Source organism: Microbacterium telephonicum, assembly GCF_003651225.1.
GTDB lineage: Bacteria > Actinomycetota > Actinomycetes > Actinomycetales > Microbacteriaceae > Microbacterium > Microbacterium telephonicum.
In genome coordinates, this window is record NZ_RCDB01000002.1 from 410112 (window position 1) to 423248 (window position 13137).

Sequence of the window (13137 nt, forward strand, 5' to 3'; positions counted from 1 at the left end):
CGGTGCGCGGGGCGTATCGTGGGGGAACCGCACGGGAACGGAAGGAGCGGGGTGGACACACTCGGAGACCGCGTGCTCGTCGTCGCCTTCGACGGCTGGAACGACGCGGGCGAGGCCGCCTCGGCCGCCGCCGCGCACATCCGCACGCAGGGGTCGTACGACTCCGTGTTCACCGTCGACCCCGAGCTGTACTTCGACTACCAGTACACGCGGCCGCAGATCCGCATGGAAGCCGACGGCGCGCGCTCGCTGGTGTGGCCGGACACGACGCTGTGGCGACCGAAGCGGCGCAAGAGCACCCCCGGTCTGTGGCTGCTGACCGGGGTCGAGCCCGCCCGCGCCTGGCAGGGGTTCGTCTCCGAGCTCGTGGATGCGGCCCTCAGCGAGGACATCACCGGGATCGTCGCGCTCGGCTCGATGATGTCGGATGTGCCCCACACGCGGCCGATCTCGGTGTTCGCGGGCACCGACAACGAGAAGCTGCGCGTCGCGCTCGAACTCGAGCGCCCGACCTACGAGGGGCCGGTCGGCATCCTGTCGGTGCTGACGACGGCCGCCGAGGCGGCGGGCATCCCGACGGCGGCCCTGTGGGCGAGCGTCCCGCACTACGTCGCCGGCCACACGCCCTCGCCGAAGGCGACCCTCGCGCTGCTCGACCGTCTCGCAGACCTCACCGGCGCCGACGTCTTCCGCGGCGAGCTGCCCGCGGAGGCCCTGGCCTGGGAGGCCTCGATCGACGCCGCCGCGGCGGACGACGAGGAGATGACCGAGTACATCCACCAGCTCGAGCAGACCCGCGACACCTGGGACTCCCCCGAGGCGTCGGGCGATGCGATCGCCCAGGAGTTCGAGCGGTACCTGCGGCGCGGCGGCGACGGCCCCACCAAGCCCGGGCGCGACGACCCGCGCCGCTGATCGCCGTCCCGGACGACCGCCGCTGCGAGGTCGGGGCACGCGCAGGGCATCGCGGGTAGACTGGCCCGACACCCCACACTCAGGCACGCTCACACAGTGCCGCACATATCCGCTCGAGGAGCCCTCATGTCGAACGCGCACATTCCCGACAAGCCCGCCCTGGAGGGCCTCGAGCAGAAGTGGGACGCCGCATGGGCGTCGCAGGGCACCTACCTGTTCGACCGCGACGCCGCCAAGGCGAAGGGCCGCGCGGGGGTCTTCTCCGTCGACACGCCGCCCCCGACGGCATCCGGATCGCTGCACATCGGCCACGTCTTCAGCTACACGCACACTGACGTGAAGGCGCGTTTCGAGCGGATGCGGGGCAAGACGGTGTTCTATCCGATGGGGTGGGACGACAACGGTCTGCCCACCGAGCGCCGCGTGCAGAACTACTACGGTGTGCGCTGCGACACGTCGCTGACCTACGACCCCGACTTCACGCCGCCGTTCCGCGGCGATGCCAAGAGCCTGAAGCCTGCCGACCAGGTGCCCATCAGCCGTCGCAACTTCATCGAGCTGTGCGAGGAGCTGACCCTCGAGGACGAGAAGACGTTCGAGTCGCTGTTCCGCCAGCTCGCCCTCTCGGTCGACTGGACGCAGACCTACCGCACGATCTCGGACGACACGATCCGCATCAGCCAGCTCGCCTTCCTGCGCAACATCGAGCGCGGCGAGGCCTACCAGTCCCTCGCCCCGACGCTGTGGGACATCGACTTCCGTTCCGCGATCGCGCAGGCCGAACTCGAGGACCGCGACCAGCAGGCGTCGTACCACCGCATCGCGTTCCACAAGAGCGACGGCTCCGGCGACATCCACATCGAGACGACGCGACCCGAGCTGCTTCCCGCCTGCGTCGCGCTCGTCGCCAACCCCGACGACGAGCGCTATCGCCCGTACTTCGGGCAGACCGTGCGCACCCCGATCTTCGACGTCGAGGTGCCGATCCTCGCCCACCCGCTCGCCCAGCAGGACAAGGGCTCGGGCATCGCCATGATCTGTACGTTCGGCGACGTCACCGACATCATCTGGTGGCGCGAACTCGACCTGCCCAACCGCACGATCCTCGGCCCCGACGGCCGCGTCCTCGCCGACGCCCCCGACGTCCTCGTCACGGATGCCGCCCGCGCGGCCTACGCCGAGCTGGCCGGCAAGACGGTCTTCAGTGCGAAGAAGCGCATGGTCGAGCTGCTGCAGGAGTCGGGCGAGCTGCTCGAGGTCTCCAAGCCCTTCACCCACCCGGTGAAGTTCTACGAGAAGGGCGACCGGCCGCTGGAGATCGTCTCGACGCGTCAGTGGTACCTGCGCAACGGCGCCCGCGACGCGGCGCTGCGCGAGAAGCTCATCGCCCTCGGTGCGGGGATGGACTGGCACCCCGACTTCATGCGCGTGCGGTACGAGAACTGGACGAACGGCCTCACCGGCGACTGGCTCGTCTCGCGCCAGCGGTTCTTCGGCGTCCCGATCCCGGTCTGGTACGGCCTCGACGAGAACGGCGAGCGGGACTACGACCGCGTCATCGTGCCGGATGCCGCCACCCTTCCGATCGACCCGACGACCGACACCCCCGCCGGGTTCACCGAGGACCAGCGCGGCGTGCCGGGCGGCTTCGACGCCGAACGCGACATCTTCGACACGTGGGCGACCTCGTCGCTGACCCCGCAGCTCGCCGGCGGCTGGGAGCGCGATCCGGAGCTGTGGGGCCTCGTCGCGCCGTTCGACGTGCGCCCCCAGGGTCAGGACATCATCCGCACGTGGCTGTTCTCCACGATGCTGCGCTCCGCCCTCGAGGACGACCGGGCGCCGTGGGCGCACGCCGCGATCTCGGGTTTCATCGTCGACCCCGACCGCAAGAAGATGTCGAAGTCGAAGGGCAACGTCGTCACGCCGGCCGACATCCTCGACCAGCACGGCACCGACGCGGTGCGCTACTGGGCCGCCTCCAGCCGGCTCGGCGCCGACGCCGCCTTCGACCCGCAGAATCCGACGCAGGTCAAGATCGGCCGACGCCTGGCCATCAAGGTGCTCAACGCCGCCAAGTTCGTGCTCTCCTTCCCGGTGCCCGAGGGCGCCCGCATCACGCACGCCCTCGATGCCGCGATGCTCGCCTCCCTCGACCGGGTCGTGCGCGACGCGACGGCCGCGTTCGAGGCGTTCGACCACGCCCGCGCGCTCGAGGTCACCGAGGCGTTCTTCTGGACGTTCTGCGACGACTACCTCGAGCTCGTCAAGGAGCGCGCCTACAACCAGACGGATGCCGGCCAGGCCTCGGCCGCGCTCGCTCTGCGTCTCGCGCTGTCGACGCTGCTTCGCTTGCTCGCGCCGGTGCTCGCCTTCGCCGCCGAGGAGTCGTGGTCGTGGTTCGAGGAGGGCTCGGTGCACACCGCCGCCTGGCCTGAGCCGCTCGGGATCGAGGGCGACCCGGCGCTGCTGAAGACCGTCGGCGAGGCGCTCATCGGCATCCGCCGCGCCAAGACCGAGGCCAAGGCGTCGCAGAAGACCCCCGTCGCGTCGATCGTGCTGGCCGGTCCCGCAGCCGAGCTGGAGACCCTCCGCGCCGCGGAGGGCGACCTCAAGGCGGTGGGACGCATCGCCGAGGTGTCGTACTCCGTCGCCGACGAGCTCACCGTCAGCGAGATCGTGCTCGCCCCGCAGGAGGCATGATGCAGCTCGGCACGCGGTGGACCGCGGGCGCTCAGCCGCCCGCGGCCGTTCCGCCGGTGCTGCACGCGCAGCTCGCCGCGGTCGAGGCCGCGCTGTCGCCCGAGGATCCGGCGCCCCGCTGGACGCTGACCTTCCTGGAGGGGCGGCCGATCGCCGAGCTCGACACCGGCGTCACCGTCGCCCTCACCGCGACGGGCGAGGTCGTCGTCGGACACATCGACGACGACCCGCTCGACTGACGCGGAGCCGCGTCAGTCGAGGGCGGACGCCGTCGCCGCGGCTTCCGCCTCGGCGTGCGCCTCGCGCGTGCCGACGATGAGCAACCGCACCGCCACCAGGGTCGTCACGATCGCGACCGCCCCGCCGACGATCAGCGGCAGCCGCAGATCGATGCGTGCGACCCAGCCGCCCAGCATCGTCGCCAGCGGGAACATGCCCCAGGTGAGCGTGCGGATGACTCCCAGCACCCGCCCGAACAGTTCGGCGGGCACGATCTGCTGCCGCAGGCTCCCCCACGGCACGTTCCAGATCGCGACGGCGAACGCGCTGATCGCGAACGCGGTGACGGCCGACCACACCTCCGGCGCCAGCCCGGTCGCCAGCAGCATCGTGCCGCTGAGCAGCGTCGCAGAGAACATGACGAGCCCGCGGCCGAAACGGGCGACCAGCCGTGCGGCGATGAGGGAGCCGAGCAGCGCCCCCGCCCCGATACCGGCCGTGACGAAGCCGATGCCGTACGTCGGCACGGCCATCGTCTGCAGGAAGAACAGCACGATCGGCGCCTGCGCGAACGACAGGCACGAGCCGATGATCGAGGTGAACAGCACCATCGCGCGCAGGTAGCGGTGTCGCGCGAGGAAGCGGAGGGCGTCGCGCAGGATCGCCCGGGCAGGTGCGACCGGTGCCGTGACGGGCTCCGCGACGACGCCGGTCGCCAGATCCGGCGCGTCGCTGGAGGCGGGTGCGCGCCGCAGGGCACGTGCCGCCGTCACCGGCAGCAGAAGTGCCAGCACGATCGGGGCGAGGTAGCCGACGGCCCCGGTCCACAGTGGCAGAGCGAGCGAGACCGCGAAAAGCACGCCCGCGATGGGGCTCGCCACGAAGTTGTCGATCGTGATCTGGGCAGCCTGCATCCACCCGTTCGCCCGATCGAGCTGGTCGCGGCGCACCACGTTCGGCACGATCGCCATCGTCGCGTTGTCGAAGAGCGTCTCCCCCAGCCCGAACACGAGCGTGCCGATGAGCAGGGACGGCATCGTGAGCCCGCCGGTGACGGCGAGGACCGCCAACCACAGCGCGACCCCCGCCCGCAGCGTGTTCGCCGCGGCCATCACGATGCGACGGTCGAAGCGGTCGACGATCATCCCCGCCGGCAGCCCGAAGACGAGCCACGGCACGAAGGCGAGCGCCCCGATCGCCGCGATCGCGACGGGATCCGAGGTGAGGGTGGTCGCGGCCAGCGGCACGGCCGTGCGGCCGACGCCGTCGGCGAGGTTGCTGAACGCCGAGGCCGTCCACAGCTTGCCGAAGTCGCGGCCGAGACGGGCGGACCGTTCCGGGCGGGTGCTGTCCTGGGTGCCTGCTTCTACGAACACGATGGCCTCTCAGAGCTCGTCGGGAAGGGGGAACACATCCGCGCGGATGTTGATGGGGCGCGCCTCGGGGTCGTCCTGGTCGCGGTAGGTGTCGGAGAACTCGTCCACGACGGCCTGCAGGCGCTCCATCAGCTCGGTCGACTGCGCCGGCGTGAGCCGCACCGTCGACGTGGCGATCAGCGCCTCATCGAGTTCGGGCAGGTCGGCCGCGCTCATGCTCTGAGCGACGTACCGCATCAGCTGCTGGTGGCGGCGATTGAGGAACTCGGTCATGACGACCTGCGACGCGGCGCGTCCGGACGGCGTCCCGAGGGCGTCGGGGTTCGTGAACGACACGCCTCCCCGAGGGCGCTCCCACCAGCGCTCCCGCGCCGAACCCTTCCCACGCACCTCACGGATGAGGTCGTGCTTCGCGAGCGCGCGCAGATGGTAGCTCGTCGATCCCGACGACTCCCCCGTCATCTCGGCAAGACGCGACGCCGTCTGCGCGCCGTGCTGCGCGAGGATGTCGTACATCTGCACCCGCAGCGGGTGCGCGAGGGCCTTGAGAGCGCCCGCGTCGAGAGTGCGCATCGGGGCGGTGGCGTCGGGGTCCGGTGCTGTGGTGTCGGTCACAATGCAAAGATAGCTTTGCAAAGACACGTATGCAAGCATTTCTTTGCATCCGTGTCGGCACCCTCCGGCGGGTGAATACGCTGGGAGCATGACGGACGCCCTCAATCCCCTCCTCGCCGCGAGCACGTTGCCGTACGGCCTCCCCGATTACCGGGAGATCACCCCCGAGCACTACCTGCCCGCCTTCGAGGCCGCTTTCGCCGAGCACCGCCGCGAGATCGACGCCATCACCCGAGTGCGCTCCGCCCCGACCTTCGAGAACACCCTCGTTCCGCTGGAGCGCTCCGGCGACCTGCTGGGCCGCGTGGCCCGCACGTTCTACACGGTCTCCGCCGCCGACGCGACGCCGGAGATCCAACAGATCGACGAGACCCTGGCGCCGCTCATGTCCGCCCACCATGATGCGATCCAGCTCGATGCCGCTCTCTACCAGCGGATCACCGCGGTCCACGACAGTCTCGACCGCCAGGACCTCACCGCGGAGCAGCGCTACCTGGTCGAGCGCCACCACCGCGAGATGACCCACGCCGGTGCAGGACTCGACGACGCCGACAAGGCGCGACTCGTCGAGCTCAACCAGCGCCTGTCGGTGCTGACGACCACCTTCGAGAAGAACCTCCTCGCCGACACGAACGATCTGGCGGTCGTCTTCGACAGCGCGGACCAGCTCGCCGGGCTGACGGAGGGCGAGATCTCCGCCGCCGCCCGCAATGCGGCCGAGCGCGGGCTCGAAGGGTCGTTCGTCGTGACCCTCACGCTGTTCACCGGCCACCCCTACCTCGCGAGCCTCACCGACCGGGGAAGCCGACGTCGCCTCCTGGAGGCCTCCCGCTCCCGCGGCTCCCGCGGGAACGCGAACGACAACCGCGCAGTACTCATCGAGATCGTGCGCCTGCGCGCGCAGCGCGCCGCGTTGCTGGGCCACCCGTCGCACGCGGCCTACGTCACGAGCGACGAGACCGCCGGCTCTCCCGAGGCCGTGCACGATCTCCTCCGCCGTCTCGCGGTGCCCGCCGCGGCGAACGCGCGGCGCGAGCAGGCCGCTCTGCAGGCCGTCGCCGACGCGGACGGGGCCGGCATCGAGATCGCCGCAGAGGACTGGGCCCACTACACCGAGAAGGTGCGCGCCGCAGAGTACGACCTCGACCGCACCGCGCTGCGTCCCTGGTTCGAGGCGGAACGCGTGCTGCGCGACGGCGTCTTCGCCGCCGCGACGCGCCTGTACGGACTCTCCTTCACGGAACGCCCTGACCTGCCCGCGTATCACCCGGACGCCCGTGTCTTCGAGGTCTTCAACGAGGACGGGTCGGCGCTCGGGCTGTTCGTCCTCGACCTCTACACGCGGGACACCAAGCGGGGCGGCGCCTGGATGAACTCCATCGTGCTCCAGTCCGAGCTGCGCGGCACCGCGCCGGTCGTGGTCAACAACCTCAACGTCCCCAAGCCCGCCGACGGGCCGACGCTGCTGACGCTGGACGAGGTGACGACCCTCTTCCACGAGTTCGGCCACGCCCTGCACGGTCTGTTCGCAACGGTCACCTACCCGCACTTCGCCGGCACCAACGTGTTCCGCGACTTCGTGGAGTTCCCCAGCCAGGTCAACGAGATGTGGATCCTGTGGCCGGAGATCCTCGCCGCCTACGCCCGCCACATCGAGACCGGCGACCCCCTGCCGCAGGACGTGGTCGACCGGCTGCAGGCCTCGGAGACGTTCAACCAGGGCTTCGCGACGAGCGAATACCTCGCCGCGGCCTGGCTCGACCAGGCGTGGCACTCACTCTCCGCCGACGAGGCCGCGGCCGTGGCGGACGTGGCCGCCTTCGAGGCAGCGGCCCTCGCCGACATCGGGCTCGACAACCCCGCCGTGCCCACCCGGTACTCGTCGACATACTTCGCCCACGTATTCTCGGGCGGATACTCCGCCGGGTACTACTCCTACATCTGGAGCGAGGTGCTCGACGCCGACACCGTCGAGTGGTTCCGCGAGAACGGCGGTCTCACGCGCGCGAACGGCGACCGGTTCCGCTCCCGACTGCTCGGCGTCGGCGGCGCGAAGGATCCCCTCGCCGCCTATCGCGACTTCCGCGGCCGCGACGCCGAGATCGGCCCCCTGCTTGAGCGACGAGGTCTCGCCGGCTGACGGCGCGGGGTTGTCGAGGTCGGTCTCCGCCGCGATCATGGGCTCATGACCGATCCCGCCTTTCCCGACCGTCCCTTCGACCTCGCCCAGCGGGTGGTGCTGACGGCGACCCGGCTCGCGGTCGTCCGTCACGACGGCATCACGATCGCGGACCTTCATCCCCTGTTCGACGCGGGTTACGCGGCGCTCGCCGCCCTCAACGCCCAGGGGACGATCACGGCGACCGGTCCCGCCGTGGCGGTGTACTACGGCGACCCGATGACGACGTTCGACCTCGAGCTCGGCTTCCCGGTGACGGCGGCACCGGACGGGGAGATCACGGTGGGCTCCGTCACGGTGCGCGGTTCCGCGCTGCCGGAAGGCCCTGCCGCGGCTTCGACGTACGTCGGCTCATACGACGCCCTCGGGTCGGGTTGGCAGGCGCTCGCGACCGCCGCGGATGCGGAACCTGTCGGAATCTGGATCGAGAGTTACGTGAGCGACCCGACGCAGACGTCCCCTGAGCAGCTGCGCACCGACCTGATCATGCCCGTCCGGACCTGAGCCCGGCTCACGCGGGACCGTCGTCGACGGCGTAGACGAGGCGTGCGAATTGTCCGACCGCCTTCGCCGACACGAGCCGCAGTCGGTCGCACTCGAGGCGGCGCGGCAGCAGCGGGGCTCCTCCGGTGAGCAGCACCGGCGCGATCGACACGGCGATCTCGTCGAGCAGACCGGCGTCGAGGAACTGTCCCGCGAGGTCTCCCCCGCCGACGACCCAGATGTCGGCGTCCCCCGCCGCCTCTCGCAGCCGCGGGAGCACGTCGACGACATCGCCCGAGACGAAGGTGATGTCGGCACCTTCGGGCACGGGCAAGTCGCGGGTGGTGAACACGAACGTCGGCCGGTCGCCGTGGAAGTCGCGCCACTTCTCCGGGTGGGCGAGGATGTCGGACTCCGCGAGCACCCACTCGTACGTGGTCGATCCCTCGACCAGCACGCCGGCGTTCTGCGGCAGCACCTCGTCGTCCGGCGTCGTGCCGCCGTCGACGGCGAACAACCAGGAGAGCGAGTTCTGCTCGTCGGCGATCCAGCCGTTCAGTGAGGTCGCTGTGTCGAAGATGATGCGTCCCATACCGCGACGCTAGCCCGCACCGCCGACATCCGTCATCCTGCCAGCAGCCCGAGTTCGACCGCGAAGCCGCGCACGCGCTCGGCCATCTCCTCCGGCACCTCCGCGACCGCGAAGTGGCCGCCGCGGTCGAGGCGCGAGAAGCCCCGCAGATCACGGTAGAACGCACGGGCGAGCGATTCGGGGTAGTCGTGCTCATGGCGCTGGACGGCCACGAGCGCAGGCACGGTCACCGGTTCGATCGCCGCCGGCCGGTCGGCTCCCTCGTAGTAGGGCCGGAACGACGTGCCGATCGACTGGGTGACCCAGTAGACCATCCCTTCCGTGAGCAGCCGATCGCGTCCGATCAGTCGCTCGACAGACCGCGGATCATCGGTGTCGGCGTCGCTCCACTCGACGATCTTCTCGACGAGCCACGCGAGCAGTCCCGCGGGCGAGTCGTTCAGCGCGACGGCGAGCGTGTCGGGACGGGTCGCCTGCGCGTGTCCGTACGCGCCCTCCGTCTCGTGGTCGGCGGCGAGCCGCGCGAAGAAGGCCACCTCGTCGGGCTCGGTGAGCGCGCTGCGCTCCGCCTGGGACGGGAAGTGCGCATGCGTCGCGATGACGCCGGCGACATGGTCGGGATGCTGCGACGCGAGCAGATCGTTCACGTTCGCCGAGACGTCCTCTCCGTATGTCAGATACCGCTCGTAGCCGAGGGTCTCGGTCATGAGCAGATGCATCGTGCGGGCCAGCGCGTGCTCGCTGATCGGCCGGTCGGGATACGGCGGCGAGAACCCGAAGCCCGGAAAGCTCGGGACGACGACGTGCATGTCGGGGAGGCGCGCCGCGAGTTCCAGTTGCAGCGCGAAGGTGTGCGGCCAGCCGTGCATCACGAGCAGCGCGGGAGCATCGGGATCCGCCGATCGAAGATGGGCGAAGTGGATCGTCGTACCGTCGACGTCCGCGAGGAACTGCGGGACGGCGTTCAGCTCGCGCTCGCGGGCGCGCCAGTCCCACGTACGCCAGGCATCGACGAGTTCGTCACGGTAGGCCGCCGACATCCCCGACCGGGGACGGCGGGGTGAATCCGGCAGGGCACGGGTGCGCCCGAGCCGGTCGTGCAGGTCGTCGAGGACGGCGTCGTCGATGTGGAGGGTGAACGGCTTGATTCCCATGCCGCCACGGTAGGCGGGGCATCCGACATCCGCGGGTGCCGTCGTGTGCGCAGCGCCGACGGGGCGTCGGCGCGACGTCAGGCGCTCTTGCGCTTCTGGCGCAGCACGAGAGTGGGGGCGGCACCCTCTGTGACGGCCGCGCGGGTGACGATCACCTTGTCGACGTCTTCGGTCGACGGGATCTCGAACATGATCGGGCCGAGCACATCCTCGAGGATCGCGCGCAGGCCGCGGGCGCCGGTCTTGCGGGCCACGGCGAGGTCGGCGATGGCCATCAGCGCCTCGTCGTCGAACTCCAGCTCGACGCCGTCGAGCTGGAACATGCGCTGGTACTGCTTCACGAACGCGTTCTTGGGACCGGTGAGGATCTCCACGAGCGCCTCCTGATCCAGCGGCGCCACCGAGGTGACGACCGGCAGACGGCCGATGAACTCGGGGATGAGGCCGAACTTGTGCAGGTCTTCGGGTTCGACGTCCTTGAACAGGTCGAGGTCCTGGCCCTTGTCGTGCAGCGGGGCGCCGAAACCGACGCCGTGCTTGCCGACACGGGAGGAGATGATCTCCTCGAGTCCGGCGAAGGCCCCCGCCACGATGAAGAGCACGTTCGTCGTGTCGATCTGGATGAACTCCTGATGCGGGTGCTTACGGCCGCCCTGCGGGGGCACCGAGGCCACCGTCCCCTCGAGGATCTTCAGAAGCGCCTGCTGCACTCCCTCGCCGGAGACGTCGCGCGTGATCGACGGGTTCTCGGCCTTGCGGGCGATCTTGTCGACCTCGTCGATGTAGATGATGCCCGTCTCCGCGCGCTTGACGTCGAAGTCGGCGGCCTGCAGGAGCTTCAGGAGGATGTTCTCGACGTCCTCACCCACGTAGCCCGCCTCGGTGAGCGCGGTGGCGTCGGCGACGGCGAACGGCACGTTCAGCCGCTTCGCGAGGGTCTGTGCGAGATAGGTCTTGCCGCACCCGGTCGGGCCGAGGAGCAGGATGTTGCTCTTCGCGATCTCGACCTCGTCGGCCCGCTGCTCGGCAGGCTGCAGGGTGCCGTGGGCGCGCACCCGCTTGTAGTGGTTGTACACGGCCACCGCGAGGGCGCGCTTGGCCGGGTCCTGCCCGACCACGTACTCCTCGAGGAACGCGAAGATCTCGCGGGGCTTGGGCAGGTCGAAATCGGCGACCTCGCCCTCACCGGATTCCGCCATCCGCTCTTCGATGATCTCGTTGCACAACTCGACGCACTCGTCGCAGATGTACACGCCGGGACCGGCGATCAGCTGCTGCACCTGCTTCTGGCTCTTTCCGCAGAACGAGCATTTGAAGAGGTCGGCACTCTCACCGATGCGAGCCATGGCTCTTCTCCTTCATCCGGGGTCGAGTCGCGTCGTTCGAGCCTAACCGCTCCGGACGACATCGCGGCGGATTGCGTCGTCGCGTGTGGAGGATGCGGTTCCGCGGGGACGACGAGAGCCCCGGCCGACGGCCGGGGCTCTCGTGGACGGCGATCAGGACGTGATCGCCGCGGGGGTGCGCTTGCGCGAGGTCAGCACCTGGTCGACGACGCCGTAGTCGAGGGCCTCGGCCGCCGACAGGATCTTGTCGCGGTCGATGTCCTTGTGCACCTGGTCCTGCGACCGGTTGGTGTGCTTGGCCATCGTCTCCTCGAGCCAGGTGCGCATGCGGAGGATCTCCGCGGCCTGGATCTCGATGTCCGACGCCTGCCCGTGGCCGGCCTCGCCGACGGCGGGCTGGTGCATGAGGATGCGGGCGTTGGGCAGCGCCAGGCGCTTGCCGGGGGCACCGGCGGCCAGCAGCACCGACGCGGCCGAGGCGGCCTGGCCGAGCACGACGGTCTGGATCTGCGGCGACACGTACTGCATGGTGTCGTAGATCGCCGTCATCGCCGTGAACGAGCCACCGGGCGAGTTGATGTACATGATGATGTCGCGGTCGGGGTCCTGCGACTCGAGTACGAGCAGCTGGGCCATGACGTCGTCGGCGGACGCGTCGTCGACCTGCACTCCGAGGAAGATGACGCGGTCCTCGAAGAGCTTGTTGTACGGGTCCTGGCGCTTGTAGCCGTACGCCGTGCGCTCCTCGAACTGCGGGAGGATGTAGCGGCTCGAGGGCATCTGCACGCCGGGGACGCTGCCGAAGGTGGGGGTGTTCATTCTCGTGTCCTCCGGGTCAGTTCTCGGTCCCGCCGCCGCCGATGACGTCGGAGGCGGACTCGCGGATGTGGTCGACGAAGCCGTATTCGAGGGCCTCTTCGGCCGTGAACCAGCGGTCGCGGTCACCGTCGGCGTTGACCTGCTCGACCGACTTTCCGGTCTGCGACGCGGTGATCTCGGCGAGCCGGCGCTTCATGTCGAGGATGAGCTGGGCCTGCGTCTGGATGTCGCTCGAGGTGCCGCCGAAGCCGCCGTGCGGCTGGTGCAGCAGGACGCGGGCGTTGGGGGTGATGTAGCGCTTCCCCTTGGTGCCGGCCGTCAGCAGCAGCTGCCCCATCGACGCGGCCATGCCGATGCCGACCGTGACGATGTCGTTCGGCACGAACTGCATCGTGTCGTAGATCGCCATGCCGGCGGTGATCGATCCGCCGGGCGAGTTGATGTAGAGGTAGATGTCCTTCTCGGAGTCCTCTGCCGCGAGGAGGAGGATCTTGGCGCAGATCTCGTTCGCGTTCTCGTCGCGCACCTCCGAACCGAGCCAGATGATGCGGTCCCTCAGCAGCCTGTCGAAGACGCTCTGTGCGACAAGCGGTTCAGCCATGTTCACTCCTGTGTCTGTTGTGCTTCGAATCTACCCAGCCGAACGCGGCGCCCCGCCCGTGTTCGCCGTCGGCATAGCGGCGTGGCGCGGCCGACGCCGGGCCTGGACGACGAAGGGGCGGATGCCGTGGCATCC

At 69.8% G+C, this 13137-nt stretch carries 12 protein-coding genes; 5 read left to right on the forward strand and 7 right to left on the reverse strand.

Features of this window, described 5'->3' with window-relative positions; genetic code table 11:
- Positions 1-51: 51 nt before the first annotated feature.
- From C7474_RS06915 to C7474_RS06925, 3 genes are all read left to right on the forward strand, one after another.
- Entirely contained in the window at positions 52-915 is an 864-nt protein-coding gene (locus C7474_RS06915; RefSeq protein WP_121058332.1) for a PAC2 family protein, read from the forward strand.
- A gap of 126 nt (positions 916-1041) precedes the next feature.
- Positions 1042-3618: a valine--tRNA ligase gene (valS, locus tag C7474_RS06920; RefSeq protein ID WP_121058334.1), complete on the forward strand. Its 2577-nt coding sequence runs from the start codon at positions 1042-1044 to the stop codon at positions 3616-3618.
- A complete protein-coding gene (locus C7474_RS06925; protein ID WP_121058336.1) occupies positions 3618-3857 on the forward strand; it encodes a hypothetical protein in 240 nt (79 codons plus the stop codon). Before valS ends, C7474_RS06925 begins: the two co-directional genes overlap by 1 nt.
- Before the next feature lie 12 nt (positions 3858-3869).
- Here the strand turns inward: C7474_RS06925 and C7474_RS06930 are convergent, their stop codons facing one another.
- Both C7474_RS06930 and C7474_RS06935 read right to left on the reverse strand, forming a co-directional pair.
- The gene (locus C7474_RS06930; RefSeq protein WP_241965153.1) at positions 3870-5213 is read right to left on the reverse strand and encodes an MFS transporter; all 1344 of its coding nucleotides are present in this window, start codon (positions 5211-5213) and stop codon (positions 3870-3872) included.
- A gap of 9 nt (positions 5214-5222) precedes the next feature.
- Positions 5223-5828, reverse strand: coding sequence for a helix-turn-helix domain-containing protein (locus C7474_RS06935; RefSeq protein ID WP_338418399.1), 606 nt, complete (start codon positions 5826-5828; stop codon positions 5223-5225).
- Positions 5829-5916: 88 nt separating this feature from the next.
- Here C7474_RS06935 and C7474_RS06940 point away from each other — a divergent pair, with 88 nt between their 5' ends.
- Together C7474_RS06940 and C7474_RS06945 are read left to right on the forward strand one after the other, a co-directional pair.
- The gene (locus C7474_RS06940) at positions 5917-7968 is read left to right on the forward strand and encodes a M3 family metallopeptidase (RefSeq protein ID WP_121058341.1); all 2052 of its coding nucleotides are present in this window, start codon (positions 5917-5919) and stop codon (positions 7966-7968) included.
- Positions 7969-8013: 45 nt separating this feature from the next.
- Positions 8014-8511, forward strand: coding sequence for a GyrI-like domain-containing protein (locus C7474_RS06945; RefSeq protein ID WP_121058343.1), 498 nt, complete (start codon positions 8014-8016; stop codon positions 8509-8511).
- A 7-nt stretch (positions 8512-8518) separates the two neighbouring features.
- Here the strand turns inward: C7474_RS06945 and C7474_RS06950 are convergent, their stop codons facing one another.
- The 5 genes from C7474_RS06950 to C7474_RS06970 all read right to left on the reverse strand — a co-directional run bounded on the left by C7474_RS06950 (position 8519) and on the right by C7474_RS06970 (position 13002).
- Positions 8519-9082, reverse strand: coding sequence for a dihydrofolate reductase family protein (locus C7474_RS06950; protein ID WP_121058345.1), 564 nt, complete (start codon positions 9080-9082; stop codon positions 8519-8521).
- Positions 9083-9114: 32 nt separating this feature from the next.
- Positions 9115-10236: an epoxide hydrolase family protein gene (locus tag C7474_RS06955; RefSeq protein WP_121058347.1), complete on the reverse strand. Its 1122-nt coding sequence runs from the start codon at positions 10234-10236 to the stop codon at positions 9115-9117.
- Positions 10237-10313: 77 nt separating this feature from the next.
- Complete coding sequence (gene clpX / locus C7474_RS06960) at positions 10314-11582, reverse strand: ATP-dependent Clp protease ATP-binding subunit ClpX (protein WP_121058349.1); 1269 nt, start codon at positions 11580-11582, stop codon at positions 10314-10316.
- 153 nt (positions 11583-11735) lie between these two features.
- A complete protein-coding gene (locus C7474_RS06965) occupies positions 11736-12401 on the reverse strand; it encodes an ATP-dependent Clp protease proteolytic subunit (RefSeq protein WP_121058351.1) in 666 nt (221 codons plus the stop codon).
- 16 nt (positions 12402-12417) lie between these two features.
- The gene (locus C7474_RS06970; protein ID WP_121058353.1) at positions 12418-13002 is read right to left on the reverse strand and encodes an ATP-dependent Clp protease proteolytic subunit; all 585 of its coding nucleotides are present in this window, start codon (positions 13000-13002) and stop codon (positions 12418-12420) included.
- Positions 13003-13137 lie beyond the last annotated feature (135 nt).